The following is a 26,452-nucleotide window of genomic DNA, read 5'->3' on the forward strand; positions in this document are numbered from 1 at the left end:
CTTAACACCCTTTTAGGTCATTAATAGCAATAAAATTGTACACTTAGCACCACAAACAAAGCAAAAATCATATTGCATTGTGGAGTCATTAATCATATCGTATAAACATTGTTCGAAAAGTCAGTGCTGACTATTCGTTCAAGGCAGAGAAACTATAATAACTGGGGAAATTCTCGCATGTCGACGGTCGCAAAAATTCTGGCAAAAAACGTTGTTTTTGCCATTATCTTTCTCTTGGGTTTTTTCACTCTTAGCATTTCTGGTCTCAAGAGCTTTGTGGATTACCAGCATCAACAGCATCGGGTGCATATACAAACCCATGCAAAATCATTTCAAGGTTCGGAACTGGAACATTTTCCGACCCTGTTAAATAAAGCGTACAACTACAATACGTTAACGGTCGTTGATCAACAAAAACAGGAAGTAGGCTCGTATACAAAACGTAAAGTTGACCATCCGACTCTGGCCTCCTGGATCCATGCAGAAAAACCTTATCGCGTTTCGGCCAAACCATTAACCGCAACCGTGACTTACCAGCTTAATCAAAATCAACTGATAGGCTGGTTTAACACCCTCAGCATTTTTATTCTTTTATTTACCATTTTTGTCGTCATTATTGGCACAATTTTCACCAGCCAGTTGACGGTTAATGCAAACCGAAAAGCGTCAGAAAAAGTCTCCAAAGCAATTGCCGATGAAATTAAGCACGCAATCGACAATAAACAGGACATCGAACAATTTCAGTTACCCGGTGCGTTTGATCAGGTCAATACCATGATCCAGCAATTGAAAGAATTTATCGCAACGCGCTTGTCCAATACCGAAGAATTAAAACAAACCGCCTATGTGGATTCGCTCACCGGTTTGTCGAACCGTAATAGTTTTGCCGAGTTTTTTACCGCCTATGCAAAACACACCCGAGGAAGCAGCTTTGGCGTATTGTTTATTACCCGTTGTACTGAATTACGGGTGATCAATAAGGTTCACGGTTATCAGGAAGGCGACCGTTATTTATGTCAGGTTGGTAATATCCTACGCAGGCAAATTAAGAACATTGAAGGGGCGTCGCTGTTTCGCTTAAATGGTTCTGACTTTGCCACGTTTATTCCCAATATCACCTTAAAAGCGTCACAAACGTATGCGGATGAACTCACCGGCTTGTTTAATGAATATCAAGTGCTGGCTGATATCGATTCGGTTGCCTACACCGGTATCGTAAACTTTGAAATTAGCCGCCCACTGGGAGAATTATTAGCGCTTGCCGACACGGCAATCAGCATCGCCGAAACCAAGCACAAGAACTCCTGGTATATTCAATCCTATGAAGATATGGAAGACACCAGTGCAATTGGTTATGGTAGCCAGAGCTGGGGCAAAGAAATCGATTACGTTATTGAGCATCAAAATGTCTCGTTGTTAACACAATTGATCCAGCCTAATGCCCGCAACAATAAAATTTATCACGAAGTACTGGCTCGCTTCACCAATACCTCTGGCGAGCAAATGCCCACGGCGTCCTTTATCGCAATGGCGGAAAAACTGGATAAAATCATCCTGATCGACCGTTTGGTGATTGAAAAAGTTCTGTCGGAAATCCGTAATAAAAACCTGACTGAGCAATCCTTTGGGATCAATTTAAGTTCTCGTTCGATTCATGATGAACACTTTATTATCTGGTTAGAGCGCCGTTTGCTGAAAGATAAAGACATCGCAGCGCGGTTGATTTTTGAGGTCAGTGAATACGGTTTGCAGCAAAACGTCAAAGATAGTGTCTATTTTATCAATATGATCCACCGAGCCGGTGCTAAAGTCTGTGTGGAGCATTTCGGAGTTGGCATTACCTCGTTCAAGTTTTTCCGGGAATTATCTCCAGACTATATCAAAATGGACGGCAGCTATACGCGAGGCATTGAAAACGATAAAAACAATCAGTACTTCCTGCGCCTGATGATTGATTTAGCCCATCGTATGAGCATTAAAGTATTGGCCGAAGGCGTAGAAACTCAGGAAGAAAAACATACGTTTGATGAAATTTTGGTGGACGGTTGTCAAGGTTATTACATCGGTAAGCCGGAAGGTATTTAGCCTAAATTACAACGCCATTAAGCCCCGGGGTGGCAACTGTTGCCACCCTTTGTACAAATAAAATCCAAACTTAATTTGCAACCTCACCTCGCTGGGTTACATTCTCATTCTCATTTGATCCATTCGCGATGCATGTCGCGTTAGCGACTTTCTAATCATTGCCAAGTTCCAAGCAAAGCCTTGTCTAAAATCCTTTAAATTCTCACTGAGTGAGCAATAATTTAATGTGATTGGTATAAGCTTTCTCCATTAAAAAGGCGAAATAACTTGGTCTATTTGAGATATATGAGACAATCTAACCTATATAACTTCTCACATGGCTCATTATGAAACTTTTAGTTCGTAACTTATCCCGTTCAACCACTGAACAAGAAATCCGTATTTTATTTTCTGCCCACGGCACGGTTACTGAATGTAACCTGGTATTAGACCAACTGACGGGTAAGTCCAAAGGCTTTGCGTTTGTTGAAATGCCTGATGAAAGTGAAGCGAAATCGGCTATTTCCGCCCTGCATGAATCTCGGGTTGCTAAGAACAGGATCCGAGTGAAAATCGCGCAAAAATAGTTACGACACGGCTTAAGCGCTTGATTAATTGAGATCAGCTTCGCCATCTGCGAATATTTTTGCTGGTTAAGTTTAAGCCAGCGCCACGCCGGTCTACATTGACAGTCTGGGTGTTATGTAAAATTGCGAATGTATTCATCATTCGCTTTTATCTTTTTGCCTATTATTTTTACCGTTTACCGTTGAGTTTAACAAACGAAAATAGCGCCCTGCTATCGAATTTACGCTTTACCATTGTCGATAAATCGTTCACAACAAGTCTCTCTTGGATAAAGCGAAAGCCATGCTGACTCCGTCCATTCTGAACATAAATCCAGCAACTAAAATAACCCTACAAACTACAAGTTGTTAAATCGCAGATAAACAAGGATAATAAAGGTAATTTTTCGATGTATTTATGATAAATGACTGATTATCTATTACTTTTAGTTGGCACAGTTTTAGTTAACAACTTTGTTTTAGTTAAGTTTCTCGGCTTGTGCCCGTTTATGGGGGTATCTTCCAAAACTGAAACCGCCATCGGCATGTCCCTTGCGACGACATTCGTATTAACCTTAGCATCATTACTCAGTTATTTGTTCTCAACATACCTGCTAAAACCCTTTGGCCTCGAGTATCTGACGACCATGGGTTTTATTCTGGTGATCGCTGTTGTGGTCCAATTCACTGAGATGGTGGTTCATAAAACCAGTGCCAGCCTGTATCGCTTGTTAGGCATATTTCTGCCATTAATTACCACCAATTGTGCCGTTCTGGGTGTGGCATTGCTCAATATGCAAGAACAGCACAACTTTTTTCAATCGATTGTCTATGGCTTTGGCGCGGCCGTGGGTTTCTCCTTGGTTCTGATCCTGTTTTCCGCGATGCGTGAACGTCTTGCCAATGCTGATGTTCCTAAGCCTTTCCAGGGTGCTGCCATTGCAATGATCACCGCGGGTCTTATGTCGCTTGCCTTTATGGGCTTTACAGGCTTGGTGAAGTAGACATGAGTATTGTTATTGCGCTTCTAATTTTTGGCCTTATCGCTGTGGTGTTTGGTGCCCTGTTAGGTTTTGCGTCGGTGCGTTTTAAGGTCGAAGGTGACCCGCTAATGGAGCAAATCGATGCCCTACTGCCACAAACTCAGTGTGGCCAATGTGGCTATCCAGGTTGTAAACCCTATGCAGAAGCCGTCGCCAATGGCGATGCCATTAATAAATGTGCCCCGGGCGGTGACGATACAATAAAACGTATCGCCGATTTAATGGGGGTGGATGCCATCCCCATGGATGAAAGCCACGAGCAGGACAATACACCGAAAGTCGCCTTTATTATTGAAGAAGATTGCATCGGTTGCACCAAATGTATCCAGGCGTGTCCTGTCGATGCGATTACAGGTGCGGCGAAGCAAATGCATACGGTATTAATCGACGAATGCACAGGTTGTGATCTTTGCGTTGAGCCCTGTCCGGTAGATTGCATTGAGATGGTACCGGTTAAACAAACACTACAGAACTGGCAATGGGATCTCGATGCCATTGAAGTCGTTCAGATAGATTAAGAGGTAGTCATGGAATCTGTCATCGAACGTATTGATAAAAATAAGTTTTTTTCCTTTAGTGGTGGTATTCACCCACCCCAGCAAAAATTTCTCAGTAACGATAAACCAATACGTCCCCTGTCATTACCTCAGCGCCTGATCCTGCCGGTGCAGCAGCACATCGGCAATGTTGCCGACATTCTGGTTAAGCCCGGTGATAAAGTACTTAAGGGTCAGCCATTAACCGCGATAGCAACGCCAATGACTGTGCCCATTCATGCACCGACTTCCGGCGTCGTCAAAGAGATTAAAAAGGCCAGCATTGCCCACCCTTCTGCGATGGCGGAATTATGCATCATTATTGAGCCTGACGGTGACGATAAATGGCAGCCAAGAAAAATCAATACGGATTATCATCAGCTTAGCAAGGCGGATTTGGTCGCAAAAATTGCTCAGGCAGGTATTGCCGGCATGGGTGGCGCGGGTTTTCCAACCAATATTAAGGTCAATAGCCAGGCAGGCGTCAAGTATTTAATCATCAACGCTGCCGAGTGTGAGCCTTACATCACCGCCGATGATTTATTGATGCGGGAACAGGCTCCAACTATAGCCGATGGTATTGAAATCCTCGATCACATGCTCGAACCTGAGTATATTTTAATTGGCATTGAAGACAATAAACCCGAGGCAATCCAGGCGCTGAAAACCGTAACCAAGCACTTGGACAAAGTGCGGGTTTGTGTTCTCCCTACCAAGTACCCTACCGGCGGTGAAAAACAATTAATTAGCGCCTTGATTGGTAAAGAAGTGCCCAGTGGGTCTCTGCCCATCGACCTTGGCGTGATCATGCAAAACGTTGCCACGGTATTTGCCATCGCAGAAGCGATAATTCACGACATTCCATTGATCCGCCGTGTTGTCACGGTAACCGGTACTGCGTTGAAAAAGCCACAAAATGTCTGGGCCTTGTTAGGTACTCAAGTGCAGCATTTACTGGATCAATGTGGTTACCAGCACCATGACCAACAAAGAATTATCATGGGTGGTCCAATGATGGGCTTTACCTTGCCTTCCTTGCAGGTTCCCGTCGTAAAAATTACCAACTGTATACTTGCTCCAACTAATAGAGAGATTAGCCCGGCGAGTAAAGAAATAGAATGTATTCGTTGTGGTCAGTGTGCCGAAGTGTGCCCAAGTAATTTGTTGCCACAAGAATTGCAATGGAGTGCCAAGGCCAAAGATTATGATCAGCTCGAAGCGTTAAATTTATCAGACTGTATCGATTGCGGCGCCTGTGCCTATGTGTGTCCGAGTCATATTCCTCTGGTGCAGTACTACCGCGTTGCGAAGGCGGAGATTAAAGCGAAAAAAGTTCAGGAAGCGAAAGCCGAAAAAGCGAAACTTCGTTTTGAGGCTCGTAAAAAGCGTCTGGAAAAAGAAAAACTGGCGCGGGAAGAGAAACAGCGTCTAGCGGCAGAAACAAGGAAAAACAAAACCAAAAGCAGCGGTGCAACGGGTGCGGTTGCCGCAGCTCTTGCCAGAGTTAAAGCGAAAAAAGCACAGCAAGATGCATCGGAAAATAATGCCAACGCGGGCAGTTCAGCCGTTAACGAAGAACCAGCAACAAATTCGGTAAAAAGCGCTGCGGCAGCGGCAATTGCCCGAGCCAAAGCAAAACGTCTAGCGGCACAGAAAACAACCGAAAAAGCAGCAGACATTAGTCGATTCCAACGACCAAACGATACTAACGATACGAGCGCGACAAACGCTACGGACGCTACATACACAGAAACGGTAAAACGCCCATCGGATAACAAACCTGAGGGTGAAAAAGTCGATTCCAAAGCGGCAGCAATAGCGCGTATTAAAGCCAAGAAAGCCGCGGCGGAAAAAACCAACGTTGTCAGCACAAGTGAGCCTAAAGCAGCGAATGCGCCCGTTGAGACTCAAACGCAAGAAGATACTCATGCACTAAAAGATACTCACGCACAAAAAAATACTAACACCGATGCCAAGGCGGACAATAAACCGGATGCCAAAGCGGCAGCGATAGCGCGTATTAAAGCTAAAAAAGCCGCGGCGGCAAAAACCAACGTTGTCAGCACAACTGAGCCTAAAGCAGCGAATGCGCCCGTTGAGACTCAAACGCAAGAAGATACTCATGCACTAAAAGATACTCACGCACAAAAAAATACTAACACCGATGCCAAGGCGGACAATAAACCGGATGCCAAAGCGGCAGCGATAGCGCGTATTAAAGCTAAAAAAGCCGCGGCAAATAAGGCAAACTTAGATAAGGCTTCCAGCGAAATAGAGCCTGTTTCAAAAGAGCCAACTTCGGAAAAAGCAGTGACGGCAAAACCCGAATCACAAAAAGTTGATGTGGAAAAAGCCAATCCGACAACCGCTAGCAGTGAAGAAAAAATAGTGTCCGCGAATACGGTTTCTGAGACAAAAGCAACGTCTTCGAAAAGCGCGGCAAAAACAACTCAGCGTAAATCGACCGCAAACAAAACGTCTGCCAGTAAAACCGCAGCAAGTAAAACAACGGCGAAAGTGAAGCCGGCAACGAAAAAAGCGACTAGCAAAACTGCGACAAAGTCTGCTGTGACAAAAAAAGCATCCGCGCCAAGCAATGAAAAAACCGTTACCAAAAAAGCGGCTGAAAAAGCACCGACCAAAAACACACGTACAGCGACTAAAACCGTTACCAAAAAAACGAACGCGGTAACTAAAACTGCTGACCAAGCGAACACAAAAGCCGCAACAAAAACTACTGCGAAATCGGCGCCAAAAACAGCAACAAAAGCCGCAACAAAAACTGCTGCGAAATCATCGGCAAAGAAAACCACGGTAAAGTCGACAGTAAAACCGGCAACCGATAAAAACGCAAACGCTGAGACAGACATACAAACTGCGGCGCAAGCTAGTGAAAAAGTGACAAAAACGAAAACCCCAGCAACTAAAACCTCCGCAACCAAAACCTCAACAACCAAGAGCACGGTAAAAAAAGCGGTAACCCGAAAGCGAACAACCACGTCTGAGACTAAGGTTAAGGCCGCGACCCAAAAAGCGAGCGCCACCCGCAAAACAAGCACCAAAGCCAAGCAGGCGGATTTGTTTGATGAATCGGCGTTAGCTTCCGATAAAAACAATAACGCTCAGGTCAAAGAAAAAACATCCAAGACCCTGAGTGCAGAAGAGAAAAAAGCAAAAATAGCCGAAGCGGTAAAGAAAGCCAGAGCTCAGGCAGATGCAAAGAAACAACAAAAGGCAGATAGCTAAACATGGCATTTTGGATTGCAAGTTCACCCCACAATCATATTCAGGCACAAACGCCTAAATTGATGCGACTCGTTCTACTGGCGACCCTGCCGGGGGTTCTCGCTCAGTGGTACTTCTTTGGCTGGGGAAATCTCATTCAGATAGGCTTGGCGGTTTTATTCTGCGTTCTGGCAGAAATTACCTTTCTGGCAATTCGCGATAAAAATATCAAAGCGCAGATTTCTGATTATTCCGCGGTACTCACCGGTGTGTTAATCGGCATATCAATTCCTTCATTCGCACCATGGTGGATAACCGCAATCGGCAGTCTTTTTGCTATCGGCGTGGTGAAGCAACTTTATGGCGGTCTGGGTTACAATATTTTCAACCCTGCGATGGCGGGCTACGTGCTATTGCTCGTCTCGTTCCCGGTGCAGATGACATCCTGGGCGCCAGTGAATGATTTGATTGCCCAACCGGTCGATTTCCTCAACACCCTTTGGCTGATCTTTACCGGGTTTACCTGGGACGGATTTTCGGTTGAACAAATTCGGATGAATATTGACGGTATTACCATGGCTACGCCATTGGATACTTTAAAAACCGATATTAGCCGTGGGCTTACTGTAGAAGAAAGCTTTGTTAACCCAGTATTTGGACAATTTTTCAGTCATGGTTGGGAATGGATTAACCTTGGCTTTTTACTCGGTGGTCTGTATTTGATTTTTAAAAAAGCCATCGACTGGCGCTTACCCGTCAGCTTTTTAGCCGGAATGCTGCTATTCACGTTTATCGGTTATGTATTAAGTCCTGATAGTTCGGCATCCACCATGTTCCATTGGTTCAGCGGTGGTACCATGCTTGGTGCGTTCTTTATTATTACCGACCCAGTTAGTGGTTCAACAACACAAAAAGGGCGAATCATTTTTGCCCTGCTTATCGCTTTTTTGGTGGTTATCATTCGCAGTTTTGGTGGCTACCCGGATGCTATCGCGTTTGCTGTGCTTTTAGCCAATATGGCGGTACCGTTAATCGACCAATACACTCGCCCGAGAACCTATGGCCATAATCAGGGAGGAAAGTCATGAAGCAGGCGATTCAATCCAACGCGATGATTCTTGGGATTTTCGCTCTGGTTTGTACCTTAATGGTAGGGCTGGTTGATTTACTGACCGCAGAAACCCGGGCACGGCAAGCGGAACAACAGTTATTAAATACCTTGTATCAGGTGATTAATCCGGCGCGGTTTAACAATGATATTTATATGGCCTGCCAGCATGTTCAGGATAAGGACCTGCTGGGTAGCGACAAGCCACAAACGGTATACACGGCGCGACAGGATAATTTGCCCGTCGCGGTGGCGATAACCAGTGTTGCCCCGGATGGCTACAACGGCAATATCGAATTACTGGTGGCAATTAACAAAGATGGCAGCCTCAGCGGCGTAAGGGTGCTTGAGCATAAGGAAACTCCGGGGCTGGGAGACAAAATTGAGACGCGAAAATCCGAGTGGATTTACCGTTTTGAAAACAAAAAAATGACCAGTAAAAAAGATAGCCGTTGGGACGTAAAAAAAGATGGCGGTATGTTTGATCAATTTACCGGTGCTACGATCACCCCGCGAGCTGTGGTCAACGCGGTGAAAAACACCATGCTGTTTTTTGATAAGAACCAAACACAAATCTTGAGCAACACCACATCCTGTCGAGGTGAAAATGGCTGAACAATCCATCGATAAACCAAGCGAATATCGCGAGTTAGTCTGGCAAGGTCTGTGGAAGAATAACCCCGGTCTTGTTCAGTTATTGGGTTTATGTCCATTATTGGCCGTTACAACGACCTTTACCAATGCATTAGGGTTAGGCCTTGCAACGCTACTGGTGCTTATCTGCTCCAATGCCACAGTTTCCGCCATTCGCCAATGGGTCCCCAAAGAAGTTCGAATTCCTATTTTTGTCTTGATCATCGCCGCCTTTGTAACTTGTGTGCAATTGTTGATGAACGCATACGCCTATGGCATCTACCAGTCACTTGGCATATTTTTACCACTGATCGTGACCAACTGCGCCATAATTGGTCGCGCCGAAGCTTATGCGTCTAAAAATCCGATTAAGCAGGCCAGTTTTGATGGCCTGATGATGGGGATAGGCTTTGCACTAGTGCTAGTGGCATTAGGTACAATTCGTGAAATTCTTGGTCAGGGAACCTTATTTGATGGCGCTCATCTACTGCTCGGCGACTGGGCCAAGGTATTAAAGATCCAGGTATTCGATTTTGATGCACAGTTTTTACTGGCGATCCTGCCTCCCGGCGCTTTCATAGCCATGGGCTTTTTAATTGCCGGTAAAAATTACATTGATAATCGTCAGGCCGAGAAACTGGCAAAAGACAATAAGCCAAAAGAGATCGAACGGGTTCGGGTCAATTTCGAAGGCTAGCTCTGCCCTGTTTTGTTAACAGCAACAGCATTGTTTCTAACGTTAGAAATAACGTTTGAAACAACGATAAAAATAGCTATAAAAACAACTAAAACACCGATAACGAAAAATAGACATCGCCATGAATAAAGAAAAACGATTACAGATACTGACTCGTCTGCGGGATGACAACCCCAACCCAACCACAGAGTTAAACTTTTCCAATCCGTTTGAATTGCTCATCGCGGTTTTACTTTCCGCCCAGGCAACGGATGTTGGCGTAAATAAAGCGACCGGTCCGCTTTTTGCGGTGGCAAACAATCCCCAGGCAATACTCGATCTCGGCCTGGATACCCTAAAAAACTACATAAAAACCATTGGTCTGTTTAATACCAAAGCCGAAAACACCATGAAAACCTGCCAGATGCTGGTTGATTTGCATGGTGGTGAAGTCCCGGAAGATCGTGAAGCACTCGAAGCCCTGCCTGGTGTTGGCCGAAAAACCGCAAATGTAGTTTTAAACACTGCATTTGGCTGGCCAACAATAGCGGTGGACACCCATATCGACCGCGTATCAAACCGCACGAAATTTGCCATGGGTAAAAACGTAGTAGAAGTTGAACAAAAACTACTAAAAGTAGTACCTGCTGAATTTAAAGTCGATGTCCACCACTGGCTAATCCTGCATGGTCGTTATACCTGCGTTGCCCGCAAGCCGAAGTGTGGTTCTTGTATTATCGAAGATTTATGTGAGTATAAAGATAAGGTTGAGTAAATAGTAAACCGTAGTTCATTTGCCACTTATGGTACCGTAATTATTTGGCATGTTTAATTTCAAGATTTAGAATATCAATTAATTCTTGTTGAAGCTTTATTGTTTTGATCAATTGATTAATATGCATATGAGTCAAAGTAAGTTTCATAGAAACGGCATGTTCAATTGCTGGAGTTGATAAAAGTTTGGCTTGGTCGAAAGGAAAGTTACTCGGCCCAACGCCTTCAAGCTCTCCTGTTGAAGCAATTGAACTTTTCCAAGAATGGAGATCCAGCCAAACCTCAGCAGCAGTTTCTTGATGCTTAGAGATAGCTTGTTGCATAAATTTTATATGACTTATGACATTGGCCCATTTACGCAATTTTTCTTGGAGCTGTGTGTTGGTGATTAGATTGAAGTCTCCATTTGATTGAGACATATCAAATATTACTTTGTTTGGAGAGTAACTCGGATTCCAATAATAGTTAGCAACCGTATCATGGATTACAGAATCTTCGACTTTATCAGGTTTTGGCCCCATTAAATCCAAAAACGTCGTTAGTTTGTTTCGAACTTGTTCCAAGTCATTGACTGAACTCTTCAAACTCAGTTGATTGGATTCAAACTCACTTTTTAGTTTCGTAAGTAAAACTATCTCTTTCTGGCTATTTAACCTGTCCTCATTCCAATTGTTAATTGCCACAGCGAACATAATGCCCACAACAATAATGATAATTTCACCCAATGCATATACTAGGTATTTACCCGTTTTATTGGCCAGTAAAAAAGATCTTCGTTGTTTACTAAACAGGGGCATATTGTATTAAGCTTAACAAGAATTTTTCCAGAGTATAGCTTCTGTTAGTGTTTTGCAATGAACCTGTTTCAGTCTGTACAGGCCTTCCATAATACCAATCCCATTAAATTATTGCTCACTCAGTGAGAATTTAAAGGCTTTTAGACAAGGCTTTGATTGCAGAGAATGGTTATTCCGCTCTCAAAAACAGCCAAAATCAGTAACGTAGTCCAAACGCCTTTAAAACTCCCCCGTAGGGAGTTAGTGAGAGGCCCATTTCCTGCCCTATATTTCATTAATATAGAATGACTATATCAATAAAATCTATGTTGTAACTGAACCTCGGCCCTAACTCTGAGTTGTGCACAAACTTAGTGGGATTGGTATAACAGTGTTTAAACTGTGTCAGTTTAGGTGCTTCCAGTTAGCCTATCCATTTTGCTCTATATTAAAACCATTTGTAAGCCATCATTTGATTAAGAGCTTGGGAATATTAAGTCTAAGCCGATACCGGTGTTTTAACAGTAGAGTCTAATGAATTCAAAATCGATGTTCACCACTGGCACATTCTTTATGGCCGCAATACTTGTACCGCACGCAAACCAAAGTGTGATGTTTGTATTATCGAAGACTTATGTAAATTTAAAGATAAAACTGACTAACTTAAGTCAATTACTGTATTAAATGTTTTAAGTATCAGTCCGTTAACTTTGAAATACCGGTCACAATTGAGCAAGATAATTAATAACATCAGGTAAAACAGGCCTTTTAAATATATTGTTATACAAAACAATCACTTTGTTGGTACCAAGTATACGTCCACCAAAATTTGAACCGTAGCCAGCACCACCGTGCCCAACCATAGTCAATGCCTTTTCACCTACGTTAATAGTTATGATCGAAAAACCATAACCATAAGGTTCTTGGTGAGGTGGCGGCCATGCACCCTCAGGCACTTCTGAAGGCAATGAATGCTTTTTAAACATCAAATCCCAACTAGATTTTTTTAACAGTTTTGAAGAATAAATAGCCGAAAAAAAATGTCCCATATCCGTTAAATTAGATGTTTGTCCCCCATCACCAATCAGGTTTTCAGAAACCTGAGTATTAACTTTTCCGTCTTGCATAAGATACTGAGGAATGTTTTCTTCCAAATAAAATTTTGCAGCATGTCGAGTTTGGGTCATTTTTAATGGTTGAAAAATATATTGATTAAGGACTTGATTAAAGGGTTGATTTCGCGCTTTTAAAATTATTTTCCCTAATAATAAATATCCGGTATTTGAATACTCAAAAGCCGAATTCGGCGAAAAGTCCAACGGGTAATGTTTAATTTTTTGAAGAACTTGTGATTCATCCAAATCCGTTTTTAATTCACCCTTTAACTGCATCATAAAATAATCAGGCAAGCCCGTACGATGAGATAATAGCTGGTGGAGAGTGATTTCCTTAGCACGAGGGTGTTCATACTCTGGCAATAGCGATGTTAAATCATCATCAAGTGATATTTCCCCTTCTTCCACTAACTGCATAATAAGCACAGCGGTGAACATTTTCCCGATACTGTTAATCGAAAATCGATGATGAATATTGAGTGCTTCGCCTGTTTTATAATTGGCTAGCCCAAGTGCTATTTGATGAGTTTTTTGCGTGGCATCTATCAGTAAAGCACCGCCGTGAAATTTACCTTGTGCATACTGTTTAAGCATTAATTCATTAAATGCGCTACCTAAAGGATTTTGCTCTTGGGCTGATACCTTTCCTGTAAAAACCAGAAAAATTAGCAATAACTTAATTAGTGTTCCCGAGTTAAAAAATAGAACTTTTTTCATCTTTCTACTCCTTCCAATAGTTTTGAACCTGCAGGCAAATAACTATAGAGGCAAAATAATGGGATTAAAGCTAGTAACAACTTAACACTCGCGAAGAAAAATATAACACAAAGGTTATACGAATAAATAAGATTACAAAATTTAAAAGAGGTCAGAATGGTGAGGCTCTCTTCTTTTATGCAGGTAAAATGCCTCTAACGCCATTACTTGTTGACGTCTTAATCATGCTTTCTGTTTCTTGAGATGGATTTCACAGAATGAGAAATATAAGCGCAACCAATATGCAGCACAGCGCTCTATCCATAGAAATTCACCCTGCCCGGCCCCCATTTGCCAATGAGAGTGGATCACCCAACTGCTCAATTATTAATCTTCCGCATCGACTTTAGAGTCATTACTCTTTATAATGCGCGCGCTCTAGTTGGCATAACTGGCTCACAGACCGGAATTCCAGCTTGGCATTTAGGTTTTAACGCCACTCACATCAGGACTTTTCTTTTGATTACTACCGCGAATATCACAATGCAATTTGGCCCAGTGCCTTTATTTGAAAACATCTCAGCACAATTTGGTCATGGCAATCGTTATGGGCTCATTGGCGCGAACGGCTGTGGTAAATCTACCTTTATGAAAATATTAAGTGGTGCGTTATCCCCGACTTCTGGCAATGTATCGATTACCCCTGGCAATAAACTGGGTGTGTTAAGCCAAGACCAATTTGCGTTTGAACAATACAGTGTCGTTGACGCCGTTATTATGGGCGACACTAAGCTGTGGGAAATTAAACAAGAACGTGAACGCATTTACTCATTGCCAGAAATGTCGGAAGAAGACGGCATGAAAGTCGCGGACTTAGAAACACAATTTGCAGAATTAGATGGTTACACCGCCGAGTCGCGTGCCGGAGATCTATTACTGGAAGCGGGTATCGCCGAAGAATTTCATTTTGGACTAATGAGCCAAGTCGCCCCTGGCTGGAAAGTTCGGGTACTGTTAGCCCAAGCGTTGTTTTCGAACCCAGACATTCTGTTACTTGACGAACCGACCAATAACTTGGACATCCACTCGATCAACTGGTTAGCGAACGTATTAAACATACGAAAATGCACGATGATCATCATTTCCCACGACCGTCACTTCTTAAACTCAGTGTGTACGCACATGGCAGACATCGATTATGGCGAACTACGTATTTACCCGGGAAACTACGAATATTTTCTTGAAGCCTCTGCGTTAATTCGTGAGCAGCTACTCACCGAGAACGACAAAAAAAGTGCCGAAATTGCTGAGCTAACGGCGTTCGTCGCGCGCTTTGGTGCAAATGCGTCCAAAGCGAAACAAGCAAGTTCCCGAGCCAAAAAACTCGATAAAATAGAGTTATCGGAGGTGAAAAGTTCCAGTCGTCGCACCCCGTCTATTGCATTGAAACAAGACAAGAAGTTACACCGACAAGTGTTGATTTTGGAAGAGCTGGGGCACGGATTTGACGACGGAGTGTTGTTTCAAAACGGTAATTTGATCCTAGAAGCCGGAGCGAAACTCGCCGTAATTGGTGAAAACGGCGCGGGCAAAACCACATTTTTACGTTGTTTGATGGAAGAAATCAACGCCAACAAAGGTACGGTGAAATGGGCTGAGAATGCGACGATTGGCTATTGTCCACAAGACAGTTCCACCGACTTTGACTGTGATTTAAGCCTGTTTGACTGGTTAGGTCAGTGGCGCACGAAAAAACACGACGATTTACAAATTCGCGCGATGTTAGGCCGTTTGTTATTTACTGCCGACGATTTTGAGAAAAAAGTAAAAGTGTGCTCTGGTGGTGAGAAAAACCGCTTACTATTTGGCAAATTAATGATGATGGATGTTAATGTGCTTATCATGGACGAACCGACTAACCATTTAGATATGGAGTCGATTGAAGCCTTAAATAGTGCGTTAAAAGAATTTGATGGCACACTCATATTCGTCAGTCACGACACTCAATTTGTGTCTTCACTTGCCAGTCACGTCATAGAAATAAAAGATCAGGATATGGACATTTTTCACGGTTCGTATCGTGAATACCGAGCCAGTCAAAACCTTAAAATCCAGGCAGCATAACTACTGTCGACGGTTTCAATGTTTTACGCACCGCGTAAAATAGATCAAAACAACGCTACCCCACAGCAAGCTTCAAATGCTGTGGGATTGGCATGATTCCGTGCGCGTCTAATCAAATTGTCCATTGTTTTGTCGATAGGCTGACAGCATTGATCAAACATGCTTATAACCAGTTGCTGGGATCCTCACCAAAAATCAGAGTTTAGAATTCAGAGCTTGTATTTCAGAGCCAGGATTTCAAAGCTTAGAATTCAAAGCTTGTATTTCAGAGCTTGGACGTCAGAGCTCGGAACTTCCGCTTAAACCCACAGCGTATGTGCATTCCCGATACAGACTCCTCATTTATCGTGGCTGGTAATTTGCCATTTGGTGAGAAAAATCGCTTTTCAGCGGAACAAAATTTAATTAGAGTTGTCCCAAAAATAATTCAAGGTTGTTGTCTATCACTGGCCGATCTTTCACGCTCGTATTCTTAACATGGCCAAAAAGCCAAAATATGCATCCAGTATCGTTAAAGATAGTAGTGAATTGAAAGACATAACATCCGACTAAAAACGTACAAGGGCTCTATTAAGTCTCGATTAGGGACCCACTAAGGAATAACAATGAGAATTTTGCATACCATGCTACGCGTGGGCGATTTGGACCGTGCCATCAGCTTTTATCAAGACGTATTAGGCATGCGTTTATTACGACGCTCTGACAATGAACAATACCAATATACGTTGGCCTTTATGGGCTACGACGACATGGCCCACTCGACAGTACTGGAATTGACCTATAACTGGGGGGTGAACAGTTATGACTTAGGTGGTGCATTTGGTCATATCGCCATTGAAGTCGACAATGTTTATGCCGCGTGCGAAAAAATCAAATCCCTTGGTGGCGTGATCTCCCGTGAACCTGGGCCGGTAAAAGGTGGCACGACGGAAATCGCCTTTGTTAAAGATCCCGATGGCTATGCAATAGAGTTGATCCAAGCCAAAGAAGATTAAACCGAGCGCTTTAAACGCGACAAACGCAAAAACGAATTGAAACGGTGCAGGACGTTGCTGCGCCGCTTTCCCCTTTGAATCTTCGCAATCTTGCCGATAACACGTTATTATCCGACTGAATTTTACTACAACCTCTCAGGAATCCCCGTGGCTCAAAAATCCACCATTTATAAAGCCTCTATGCAGGTATCGGATCTTAATCGTGAAATCTATCCGCATTTTCAACTCACGGTTGCTCGCCACCCTTCGGAGACCGAACGTCGCTTTATGTTGCGGCTTATGGCTTTTGCTCACCAATACCATGAACAACTGGAGCTGTGTAAAGGTATATCCGCAGATGATGAACCGGATATCTGGATAAAGAACTTTAGTGATGAAATAGAGCTTTGGGTCGAACTTGGACAGTTAGACGAGAAACGTTTAAAAAAAGCCAGCAACCGTGCTCATAAAGCTGTGATATATTGCTATGGTAGCGCCAGCGACATCTGGTGGCAAAAAGTCCAGCACAAAGCATCACAGTTTTCCAATCTCACAGTGTGGCAAGTTAATGATGAACAAAGCACAGCCCTAACCCAGTTATTGCAACGCACGATGGAGTTGCAGTTTACCATCGATGGTTCGCAAATATGGGTGAGTGATGAGAACTCTGCGATCGAGGTGGATATTATCCCGCTTCTAAATCACGAATAAAGAATATTAATGACCTTATGTCTATCAACAAAGCCATTACTACCATGGCATTGTTGATAGCCACAGCGTATGAATAATCACGATGGAGTTTCGCGAATATTCATTTATCGATCAAAAATCAGCTAAATTTGTTACAAGATACTTCATAACCCCTCCTTTCTATTGTTCTAGTCCGATTAATTCGTTATGTTTCCTCAGTTAATATAAAAAGATTAAAGACGGCTTAACATCATCATGAAAAGAACCTATCAAACAACCTTCGGTGCACTAGCGTTAATTGTTGCCCAATCTCTGAGCACTGTCAGCGCAGCGGAAATTAGCATCGAACAAGTGTCCGCCGACGTCGTGGCACTCGCAGGTGATAATACCTTAGGCCGAGCAGCCGATGGCGAGGGAATAAAACTGGCGGAAAAATACATCGCCGACGAATTTAAAGCCGCAGGGTTGCAACCCTTTTTTGGGGAAAGCTATTTTCAGGGCTTTTCTTTATATCATTATCAACCCCGTCCTTTTCAGATAGAAATTAATGGTGTGGCCTTAAGTGAAACGCAGGCGTTTGCGGTCGGTAGTGCAAAAAACATTGATTGGCAGATGGCAGACAGCAATATAATCCGTATTGGCGCACAACAAGATTTTCGCGCAACTTTAGGCCAGTTAAACAGTTCTGGCGAAAGTGCACTTGTTCTTGTCGATAAGGCTCACGAGCAACTTTTTAATGGCTTTGCAAATTATTTAAAATCCGGCACTAAATCATTAACAGAAAAAAATGGCAATGCTCTGGTATTTGCGCTGAGCAATGAGCAAGACATCAAAAGCCTGGTGGTTTCCGGTGGCTTTGAGCAAAAGCAAGTCACCTTAAACAATGTCGCCGGCGTTTTGAAAGGCAAAACCCGAGCAAACGAATATGTAGTATTTTCGGCCCACCATGATCATATTGGTCATCAGGACGGTACCGATAGTACTGAAGACACTATCTACAATGGTGCAAACGACGATGCTTCCGGAGTATCAGCAGTGCTCAACCTGGCTCGCTATTATCAGCAATTTGCAGACCGTGAACGCAGCATTTTGTTTATCACCTTTACCGCTGAAGAAATGGGTCTATTGGGTTCTGAGCACTTTGGCACAACAATTGATGCCGAAGAAATGGTCGCGATGTTTAATATTGAGATGATTGGTAAAGCATCAGAATTTGGCCCAGGCAAAATGTGGATGACAGGAATGGAGCGTTCTAATTTAGGGCAACTGTTGAACACCAACCTACCGCAACAATTAAAAGATGAAAATTATCGAATCGAAGCGGATCCTTACCCGGATTTTCAACTTTTTTATCGGTCCGATAATGCGTCGCTGGCTCGCTTAGGAGTTCCGGCGCACAGTATTTCCAGTACCCAGATATCGAACGATCGGGATTATCACAAAGTCAGCGATGAAATTTCAACACTGGATTTCAATCAAATGACTGACATTATCAAAGTGCTATCACAGGTAAGTCAGCCTATTGTCAATGCTGAGCAAACACCTGAACGGATCCAACCGCTACCCGCAAGAAGTCAGGGTCACTTTTTTTAATCGGTTCTTTAACCACTTTATAAGAAATTTTAATTAAAACCTGGGTGTTCATCCTGTTTAAGGCGAACTCAAACAGACGATTCCCCCCAAGACAAAGAGTTGTATCAACTATGAAAAAATCACTTATTGCCTTAACGATTTCAGCAAGCCTATTGGCTGGCTGTAATTCTGCCGGCCAAAATCAAGCAGCCGCGCCAAAAGCTGAAGAAGCGACGACTGAGGTTAAAGTCCAGACTGAATCAGAAAAACTGAATGCATTTTTCGAGCAGGTGTTTATGGACTCGGTTATGCGCAGCCCACAGTTTCAAACCTACCTTGGTATAAAAAAGGACTACGGTAAGTGGGACGATAATTCTGAACAGGCAACCGCCGAAGAGTTGGAAATCACCAAACAAAATCTTGCGGCATTAAAAGCATTCGATTATGACGCCCTAGATGAGCAAACTAAAATCAGCTACATGTTAGCTGAGCAGCAAATGCAAAAGAGCATCGATAACCATAAGTGGCGCTACCACAACTATCCGGTTAATCAGATGTTCGGCATGCACTCCAACATCCCTTCATTTTTGATTAACCAACACGGTGTCAAAAGCCTGGATGATGCAAACGCTTATGTTAGCCGTTTAAATGGGGTTGATACCGTTATCGAACAATTGATCACTGGTCTGAAAATTCGCGAAGATAAAGGCATTATCGCCCCATCTTTCGTATTTCCACACGTGATCCGCGACTCGCAAAATATTCTGGTTGGCGCGCCATTCTCTGAAGGCGAAGACTCGACGTTACTTGCCGATTTCCGTAAAAAAGTCGATGCCTTAGAAATTTCAGATGATGAGAAAACGGCCTTGATTGCGGATGCGTCTAACGCTCTGGTAAGCAGTGTCCAACCGGCCTATCAAGATCTCATTGATTATCTGATTAACCTGGAACCAAAATCTTCCGCAGATGCTGGCGCCTGGAAGTTCCCAGATGGCCTTGAGTACTACAACATAGCGTTGAAAAACACCACCACCACCAACCTGACTGCAGAAGAGATCCACCAAATCGGTTTGGATGAGGTTGCCCGAATTCATGGCGAAATGCGCGTCATTAAAGATAGTGTAGGTTTTGAAGGTGATTTGCAGGCGTTTATGCAGTTTATGCGTGAAGATGATCAATTCTATTACCCAGATACTGAAGAAGGGAAACAACGTTACCTTGATGAAGCGACAGCTTATATCGATAACATGAAGTCCCGCTTAGATGAGCTATTTATCGTTAAGCCAAAAGCCGATCTTGTGGTTAAGCGTGTTGAAGCTTTCCGTGAAAAGTCTGCCGGTAAAGCCTTTTACTCAAGTCCAGCGCCAGATGGCTCTCGCCCAGGTATGTACTATGCAAACCTGTACGATATGAAAGCTATGCCAGTCTATCAAATGGAAGCCTTGGCGTATCACGAAGGTATCCCAGGTCACCATATGCAGTTAGCGATTTCTCAGGAATTAGAAGGTTTACCTAAGTTCCGTAAATTCTCTGGCTTCACTTCGTATTCCGAAGGTTGGGGTCTGTACACGGAATTTTTACCAAAAGAAATTGGTTTGTATGAAGACCCTTATTCCGATTTCGGTCGTCTGGCAATGGAGTTATGGCGCGCATGTCGCCTGGTAGTTGATACCGGTATGCACGTCAAAAAATGGACACGTGAAGAAGGTATTGAATATTACGTGACCAATACGCCAAACGCCAAATCCGATGCCGTTAAAATGGTTGAGCGTCATGCGGTAATGCCGTCTCAAGCAACCGCATACAAAATTGGTATGCTGAAGATCCTTGAGCTACGTGGCAAAGCGCAAAAAGAATTGGGCGATAAGTTTGATATCCGTGAATTCCACGATGTTTACCTGAAAAATGGTCCACTACCGCTTTTCGTTGTTGAAGATATGGTAGACCGTTATATTGCTGAGAAAAAAGGCGCTTAACAGACCATAGCTGTTTGTGCCAAACATAAAAAAGCCTGCTTTAAGCAGGCTTTTTTATTGAAACGTCTCACTCACGTTGCCGCAAGGCTTATAAACCATCATCTCATCATCCCTTATTGGCAAATAGATTTTCATAAAATCAACGGCTTAATACGGCACGGTTCGAAAATTTTGCAACCAAGTGGATTTCGCCTGATAAACTTAAACTATGAATAAAGCTTTAGCCTGTACCGTCTGCAAATGACTCTAAATCGTTTACTAGTGCGATTATTACTATTATTGGTGATTTTAATTGTCGCCAATATCATTGCCTTTCATTTCTACAACAAAGCGATTGCGGAATTGATTGCGGTTCATGATGATCGTCTCGCAGTTGTAGAGTTGTCGGGATTGATGCGTGACACTTCCAACAAACACACGCGCACGTCTCGCACCTATGTAGTTACCGGTGATAAAGCCTACAAAGAATATTTTTATGAGACCATCGATATATGGCATGGCCGCAGCGCACGCCCAAAAAACTTTTTTAGTATCTACTGGGACAAATACCACACACAACGCCTAAGAGAGATCCACCACTCCACCCCAATACGGGATCTTATTCAACATTTGCTGTCACCAAAAGAAATTCTAACCGAACTGAATAGTGCAGCAAAGTTGTCTAACAATCTGGTCAATTGGGAAGAAAAGGCGATCAAAATTTACGAAAATGATCTGATTAATGGGCAATCCAGAGCGCTGAGAATTCTTTATGGAACGGATTATCGAAAAACAAAATCCGATGTGATGGATCATATCGACCGGTTCGAAGAACGTTATGATGAATGGCATATTCAGGAAATACAATCGCTCGAATCCGAAATCAAAGTGTTTCGCATCGGTAAAACAGCGGTACAGTTAATCCTGATACTGGCACTGTTAATTGGAAGTTTCTTAATTTCACGAAATGTGAGCCGCCCGGTATCGCGTCTGGTTGAACTGGCAAAAAACATCTCCGAAGGTCATTTCAGCACACGATTGCAATTAAAATCTTCTGTCGCCGATATCAAGTGGCTGCAACGAGCAATGAATGAAATGCAGGACAATATCGCCGAAACCGTCCAGCAATATGAACAACAGGCGTTGGTCGCAAATGCTGCCAAGCAACAAGCGGAAGCGGCAAATAAAAGTCGAGGTGAGTTTTTAGCCAATATGAGCCATGAGATCCGCACGCCAATGAACGGTATCATTGGTCTTAGTCAACTATTACAGCAACAGGAATTGTCCTCGGAGGACCGAGACTATGTTGATAAAATCCTGTCATCCTCTAGTCAACTTCTTGATATTCTGAATGATATACTCGATTTTTCAAAAATAGACAGCGACAAGCTGCAAATCGAAGCGCTGGACTTTGAAATAATGGCGATATTTGAACGTCTGAGCAATGTGCTTGGCATTCAAGCTCAGGAGAAAGGCTTGGGGTTTTACTTTGACATCCCACCGGGCTTTAACCAGGATTACCACGGCGATCCCGTGCGTATCGGGCAGGTTTTATTAAATCTATGCTCAAATGCCATTAAATTCACCAGTCATGGCCGGGTTGAGGTGATTCTTGAACCGTTACCGGATTCGCAAGAAATTGCATTTCATGTTAAAGACACCGGAATTGGTCTGACACCAGAGCAAGTCGACTCGATATTCGATCCTTTCAGTCAGGCGGATAATTCCATCTCACGAAAATTTGGCGGTACCGGTCTTGGTTTAGCGATAAGCCAAAACCTGGCGAAAATGATGGGCGGTAGAATTGAAGTAACCTCAAAACTCGATGCCGGAAGCACATTTAGCCTGCTCCTACCCGACCGCTGTATCGACCGCCCCGCCATTTCAGTACCTGACGAAATCAGCGTATATTTATTTAGCAGCATCAGTCATCATATCGAAACAATCAAACGAAATTGCCAGTTTTACGGTATCCACTATCGTCATTCTCCAATAGAAACATTGGGAGAGGTGAGCGATGATCACGGCAATTCACTTTGGATCATTGTCGATGCCTGTGGTCATAACGATCAATCTCTACCCGATTTGGTCGCCAACAATCAAAAATGGCTTGAGAAAAACAGCACAAATTTGATTTTAATTACCAATATCAACCAACCTGGCGTTCGTGAGTTATTTGCATTCAAAGAAGAGCTTGTTCACATACAAGCACCGCTGCTAATTCGGGACATTGGCGATATCTTTTTAAAATCGGACGTTAGCGAGCACCCGAGACAGGGAACCGATTGCTTTCCTGGTACCCGGGTTTTACTGGCCGAAGACTTTAAGCTTAATCAGATAGTCGCGAAAGGTTTGATGGAAAAACTCTGTTTAGAAGTGGATATTGCCGAAAATGGTAAACAGGTTTTACAACTGATTCAACGCCATGACTATCACCTTATATTTATGGATGTTCATATGCCGGTCATGGATGGCCACGAGGCGACGCGTGAAATAAGGCGTCATCCACAATTTGATAGTATTCCTATCATTGCGTTAACCGCGGATGCCCAAAGCCACCATATTCAACAATGCCTGGAATCGGGGATGAATGACTTTCTTGCGAAGCCATTTTTGCTTTCCGATATTGAAAAAATGCTACACAAATACGTGCGTTAAATCCCAGGTCAAATGTTGAATTGAGATAGATAAAAAAAAGGCGAGGTAAATAAGAAAACCCTCGCCAAACGGAGCATGTAATACCAATTCTAATCAGGTGTTGAATTGGGTTACAATAGTAACTTAACGGAAGAATGTGACAAATTTATGACATTGATAATAAAAAGTATAAAAACAACTTTTGCGTGTATTTTCCTCGCCAGCTGCTCCTCTAATATGCAGGTTGAAACCAATCTCGATGAAGATAACTTTACCGAATACTTTGCCGCCGGTTCCGTTGAGGTCTTTGAGAGTACTAATGCATTACCGGGTCCTGCTAAGTTTATTGGTCTGGTTGAAGGGGAAAGCTGCCAGATGAACCCGTCCGACGCGACAGCAAATGCCGCAGACGCCCGCACCGCAGCCAGAAAAAAAGCCGCCGCAATGAAGGCTAATGCCGTGGTGTTTACTTCCTGCGTGAATATAGATGAACCTCAATGTCACCAATTGTTAGTGTGCTATGGCAAAGCTTATCAATTGATATCGGAAACCACGAAGAAATAGTCCCAGTGCAAGAATACACCTTTACGCCCATTGCGATTGCTCATACGCCCTACCGGGAAAAATTTGCAATACCTCGCCAACCTGGGCTTGTCAGTGCCGCGAAAGGCACAATTGAGTTGCTGCCACCGTTTAACGACATGCAGATGTTAAGAGATATTGAGCAACATTCCCACCTTTGGGTGTTGTTTGTGTTTCACGGCACTGCAGACAGAGGCTGGAAGCCACTTATTAAAGCGCCGCGCCTTGGCGGCAATCAAAAAACCGGTGTTCTGGCATCACGGTCAACCTTTCGTCCGAATCCAATTGGCATGTCGGTAGTTAAGCTCGATGGCATAAACCTAGATGGGGAAAATCCATGCCTGGAGATTTCTGGAATGGATTTGATGGATGGCACACCCGTTATCGATATCAAGCCTTATATCCCTTACTCCGATGCACTCAATGATGCCCGTTCTGAATTTGCACCTGCGCCAGAGCAACACGATATTACCGTTATTTTTTTAGATCAAGTTGAGCAACAACTGGCAAAGCTTGTCAATGGCAGCGAACTTAAAGAACTGATATATCAGGTACTGCTACAGGATCCCCGCCCGGCGTATAAAAAGAAAGATTTGAACAGCCAGGAATACGGCATGGCGCTAGATAACTTTAACGTTCGTTGGCAAATTAGCGGCAAAAACTGTGTCGTCATCCACATCGAATCTATCACCTGAATCCAACGGATTCAGTGCTAGAAAGTAATATTTCCCCTAACCTTATCAATTGGCGACTGCGTTTGCGGGTAATCTCTAAGTCTCAGAGGTGATTCATAACGAGATGTTGCAATGGATAGAAGAAGTCGTTGTAAATTTCCCTATTTATGTGACGCTCACGTCTAACTATCAATATCAGAGTGGATTGTTAAAACCTGTCATACGTTCAATTTCACTGTTAACCGACGAAAAAGCCGGCGAACCGGCTTTTTGATTCAGTCATTGTACAATGACTGTTTACCACCAGGTCGAATAGAGAGCCACAAGAATAACAATGACACCTAATGCTGCAATATTGAATGTTTTATCGGTTGCAAAGCTCACTTCATCGAGACTGACGCTATGATCCACTTGTGGTTTCTTACCCAGAATCGAAACGATGTAACACAGAGCAAGACAAAGCAGAAATACCAGACCAACCCGGTCCATAAATGGCAATTCAGGCCAGAACTTCATTAACAGGTAGGATAACGCCGCGGATCCGATAGCAGCCGTTAAAGCGCCTGCGGATGTCGTACGCTTCCAGAACATCCCCATCATGAAAATAACCACAATACCCGGAGTAAAGAACCCAGTGAATTCCTGAATATATTGGAAAGCTTGATCGAATTTACCTAGTAGCGGTTCAGCCACAATCAACGCAATACATAAAGACACGAGTGAAGCAATACGACCAATGTGTACATAATGGCGCTGGCTCTTACCGGGTTTGATATGACTATAGATATCCATGGTAAATATGGTTGAGATACTGTTGGTCATTGATGCCAATGAGGAAACAATCGCAGCCACTAATGCCGCAAATACTAACCCTTTAATACCGACCGGCATGAGCGCCATCATTGATGGATAGGCTTGGTCCGGAGCTGTTAACTCTGGATACAGAACAACCGCAGCAATACCCGGTACCACGACGATAAGTGGCATCAAAAGTTTTAAATAGGCAGCAAAGGCAATCCCTTTTTGTGCTTCCTGTATGTCTTTTGCTGCAAGTGCGCGCTGAATAATGTACTGGTTAAAGCCCCAGTAACTAAAGTTCATTACCCACATACCACCGACAAGCACAGAGATCCCTGGAAGGCTCATGTAATGCTCATTTTCCGGGGAAAGAATCATATCAAAATGACCCGGAAGCTTTTCCGTCAGTACCGCGAAACCTGCGATCATACCTTCACCATCGCTTACCGCGACCAATGCCAGGTAACTTAAGAATAACCCACCAAAAATAAGCAGTACGACTTGCAGGATATCGGTATAGGCGACTGCCTTTAAACCACCATACAAGGAGTAAGCGACTGAGAATACGGCAAGGAAAATCATCCCGAACATCCAGTCAACACCGGCAACGGTTTCGATTGCCAAACCGCCGAGCCATAAAATAGCTGTTAAGTTTACAAACACATACACACCTAGCCAGAAAACCGCCATGGTGGTTTTCACTTCTTTACCGAAACGTTGTTCGAGGTATTGTGGCATGGTGAAAATTTGGTTCTTCAGGAAAATCGGTAGCATATATTTACCGACGATAATCAGAGTGATTGCTGCCATCCACTCATAAGAAGCAATGGCTAAACCGATTGCATATCCTGAACCGGACATCCCGATAATCTGTTCTGCAGAAATGTTGGATGCAATAAGCGAAGCACCGATAGCCCACCAGGGAAGTGCTTTCGAGGCGAGAAAGTAGTCTTTGGTGTCAGCGCCACCTTGCTTATCATTACGTGAGATCCACAGTGCAAGACACAAAAGACCGATAACGTAGGCAATAAAAACACTGCTATCGAGTGTTGATAATGTTGTTTCCATAAAAAGGTTACCTATAATTTTTGTTATTTTTGATGGGATTAGGAATTATTATTGAAATTACTCTAACTGTAACGCGATTCAATTGAAAGCTAGATGTATTGTTTTCGATGGTATCTTTCGAATACCTTTTCTCATGTCAGCTTTCAAAAACCTCAACATATTGTAT

Annotated in this window: 20 protein-coding genes and 1 pseudogene; 18 read left to right on the top strand and 3 right to left on the bottom strand. The window is 43.3% G+C overall.

Going from position 1 to position 26,452, the window contains the following annotated elements; translation table 11 throughout:
* The first annotated feature begins 177 nt into the window (after positions 1-177).
* From FE810_RS12400 to nth, 9 genes are all read left to right on the top strand, one after another.
* Positions 178-2,085, top strand: coding sequence for an EAL domain-containing protein (locus tag FE810_RS12400; RefSeq protein ID WP_138320389.1), 1,908 nt, complete (start codon positions 178-180; stop codon positions 2,083-2,085).
* A 326-nt stretch (positions 2,086-2,411) separates the two neighbouring features.
* Positions 2,412-2,651, top strand: a complete 240-nt coding sequence (locus FE810_RS12405) for an RNA recognition motif domain-containing protein (protein ID WP_138320390.1) — start codon at positions 2,412-2,414, stop codon at positions 2,649-2,651.
* 404 nt (positions 2,652-3,055) lie between these two features.
* On the top strand, positions 3,056-3,634 hold the full coding sequence (rsxA, locus tag FE810_RS12410; protein ID WP_138320391.1) for an electron transport complex subunit RsxA: 579 nt from the start codon (positions 3,056-3,058) through the stop codon (positions 3,632-3,634).
* 2 nt (positions 3,635-3,636) lie between these two features.
* Positions 3,637-4,191 carry an electron transport complex subunit RsxB gene (rsxB, locus tag FE810_RS12415; RefSeq protein WP_138320392.1) on the top strand — a complete coding sequence of 185 codons (555 nt, stop codon included), beginning with the start codon at positions 3,637-3,639 and terminating at the stop codon, positions 4,189-4,191.
* A 9-nt stretch (positions 4,192-4,200) separates the two neighbouring features.
* On the top strand, positions 4,201-7,455 hold the full coding sequence (rsxC, locus tag FE810_RS12420; RefSeq protein WP_212744513.1) for an electron transport complex subunit RsxC: 3,255 nt from the start codon (positions 4,201-4,203) through the stop codon (positions 7,453-7,455).
* Between the two features lie 2 nt (positions 7,456-7,457).
* Positions 7,458-8,522 carry an electron transport complex subunit RsxD gene (gene rsxD / locus FE810_RS12430; RefSeq protein ID WP_138320393.1) on the top strand — a complete coding sequence of 355 codons (1,065 nt, stop codon included), beginning with the start codon at positions 7,458-7,460 and terminating at the stop codon, positions 8,520-8,522.
* Positions 8,519-9,157, top strand: coding sequence for an electron transport complex subunit RsxG (gene rsxG, locus FE810_RS12435; RefSeq protein ID WP_138320394.1), 639 nt, complete (start codon positions 8,519-8,521; stop codon positions 9,155-9,157). Before rsxD ends, rsxG begins: the two co-directional genes overlap by 4 nt.
* Positions 9,150-9,872 carry an electron transport complex subunit E gene (locus FE810_RS12440; protein WP_138320395.1) on the top strand — a complete coding sequence of 241 codons (723 nt, stop codon included), beginning with the start codon at positions 9,150-9,152 and terminating at the stop codon, positions 9,870-9,872. Before rsxG ends, FE810_RS12440 begins: the two co-directional genes overlap by 8 nt.
* Positions 9,873-9,993: 121 nt before the next feature.
* Positions 9,994-10,626, top strand: coding sequence for an endonuclease III (nth, locus tag FE810_RS12445; RefSeq protein ID WP_138320396.1), 633 nt, complete (start codon positions 9,994-9,996; stop codon positions 10,624-10,626).
* Positions 10,627-10,666: 40 nt separating this feature from the next.
* On the opposite strand, the gene FE810_RS12450 is transcribed toward nth, so the two are convergent.
* Positions 10,667-11,350, bottom strand: coding sequence for a DUF6090 family protein (locus tag FE810_RS12450; protein WP_138320397.1), 684 nt, complete (start codon positions 11,348-11,350; stop codon positions 10,667-10,669).
* A gap of 575 nt (positions 11,351-11,925) precedes the next feature.
* On the opposite strand from FE810_RS12450, the pseudogene FE810_RS12455 reads away from it, so the two are divergent.
* Positions 11,926-12,063: pseudogene (locus FE810_RS12455) on the top strand (iron-sulfur binding domain-containing protein); the annotation flags it as partial.
* Positions 12,064-12,123: 60 nt separating this feature from the next.
* Here the strand turns inward: FE810_RS12455 and FE810_RS12460 are convergent.
* Complete coding sequence (locus FE810_RS12460; protein WP_138320398.1) at positions 12,124-13,233, bottom strand: serine hydrolase domain-containing protein; 1,110 nt, start codon at positions 13,231-13,233, stop codon at positions 12,124-12,126.
* Between the two features lie 498 nt (positions 13,234-13,731).
* Here FE810_RS12460 and FE810_RS12465 point away from each other — a divergent pair, with 498 nt between their 5' ends.
* The 8 genes from FE810_RS12465 to tsaA all read left to right on the top strand — a co-directional run bounded on the left by FE810_RS12465 (position 13,732) and on the right by tsaA (position 24,441).
* A complete protein-coding gene (locus tag FE810_RS12465; RefSeq protein WP_138320399.1) occupies positions 13,732-15,336 on the top strand; it encodes an ABC-F family ATPase in 1,605 nt (534 codons plus the stop codon).
* Between the two features lie 605 nt (positions 15,337-15,941).
* Complete coding sequence (gloA, locus tag FE810_RS12475; protein WP_138320400.1) at positions 15,942-16,331, top strand: lactoylglutathione lyase; 390 nt, start codon at positions 15,942-15,944, stop codon at positions 16,329-16,331.
* Between the two features lie 147 nt (positions 16,332-16,478).
* Positions 16,479-17,021, top strand: coding sequence for a YaeQ family protein (locus FE810_RS12480; protein WP_138320401.1), 543 nt, complete (start codon positions 16,479-16,481; stop codon positions 17,019-17,021).
* A gap of 234 nt (positions 17,022-17,255) precedes the next feature.
* Positions 17,256-18,593 carry a M28 family peptidase gene (locus tag FE810_RS12485; protein ID WP_138320402.1) on the top strand — a complete coding sequence of 446 codons (1,338 nt, stop codon included), beginning with the start codon at positions 17,256-17,258 and terminating at the stop codon, positions 18,591-18,593.
* 110 nt (positions 18,594-18,703) lie between these two features.
* Positions 18,704-20,548, top strand: a complete 1,845-nt coding sequence (locus FE810_RS12490) for a DUF885 domain-containing protein (RefSeq protein WP_138320403.1) — start codon at positions 18,704-18,706, stop codon at positions 20,546-20,548.
* 240 nt (positions 20,549-20,788) lie between these two features.
* A complete protein-coding gene (locus FE810_RS12495) occupies positions 20,789-23,185 on the top strand; it encodes an ATP-binding protein (RefSeq protein ID WP_138320404.1) in 2,397 nt (798 codons plus the stop codon).
* A gap of 216 nt (positions 23,186-23,401) precedes the next feature.
* Positions 23,402-23,728, top strand: a complete 327-nt coding sequence (gene rcsF / locus FE810_RS12500) for an Rcs stress response system protein RcsF (RefSeq protein WP_171022352.1) — start codon at positions 23,402-23,404, stop codon at positions 23,726-23,728.
* Entirely contained in the window at positions 23,662-24,441 is a 780-nt protein-coding gene (gene tsaA, locus FE810_RS12505; protein WP_138320406.1) for a tRNA (N6-threonylcarbamoyladenosine(37)-N6)-methyltransferase TrmO, read from the top strand. Before rcsF ends, tsaA begins: the two co-directional genes overlap by 67 nt.
* A gap of 276 nt (positions 24,442-24,717) precedes the next feature.
* On the opposite strand, the gene FE810_RS12510 is transcribed toward tsaA, so the two are convergent.
* Entirely contained in the window at positions 24,718-26,286 is a 1,569-nt protein-coding gene (locus FE810_RS12510; RefSeq protein ID WP_138320407.1) for a sodium/sugar symporter, read from the bottom strand.
* Between the last annotated feature and the right edge of the window lie 166 nt (positions 26,287-26,452).

The organism is Thalassotalea litorea (genome assembly GCF_005843925.1).
GTDB classification, from domain to species: Bacteria; Pseudomonadota; Gammaproteobacteria; order Enterobacterales; family Alteromonadaceae; genus Thalassotalea_A; species Thalassotalea_A litorea_A.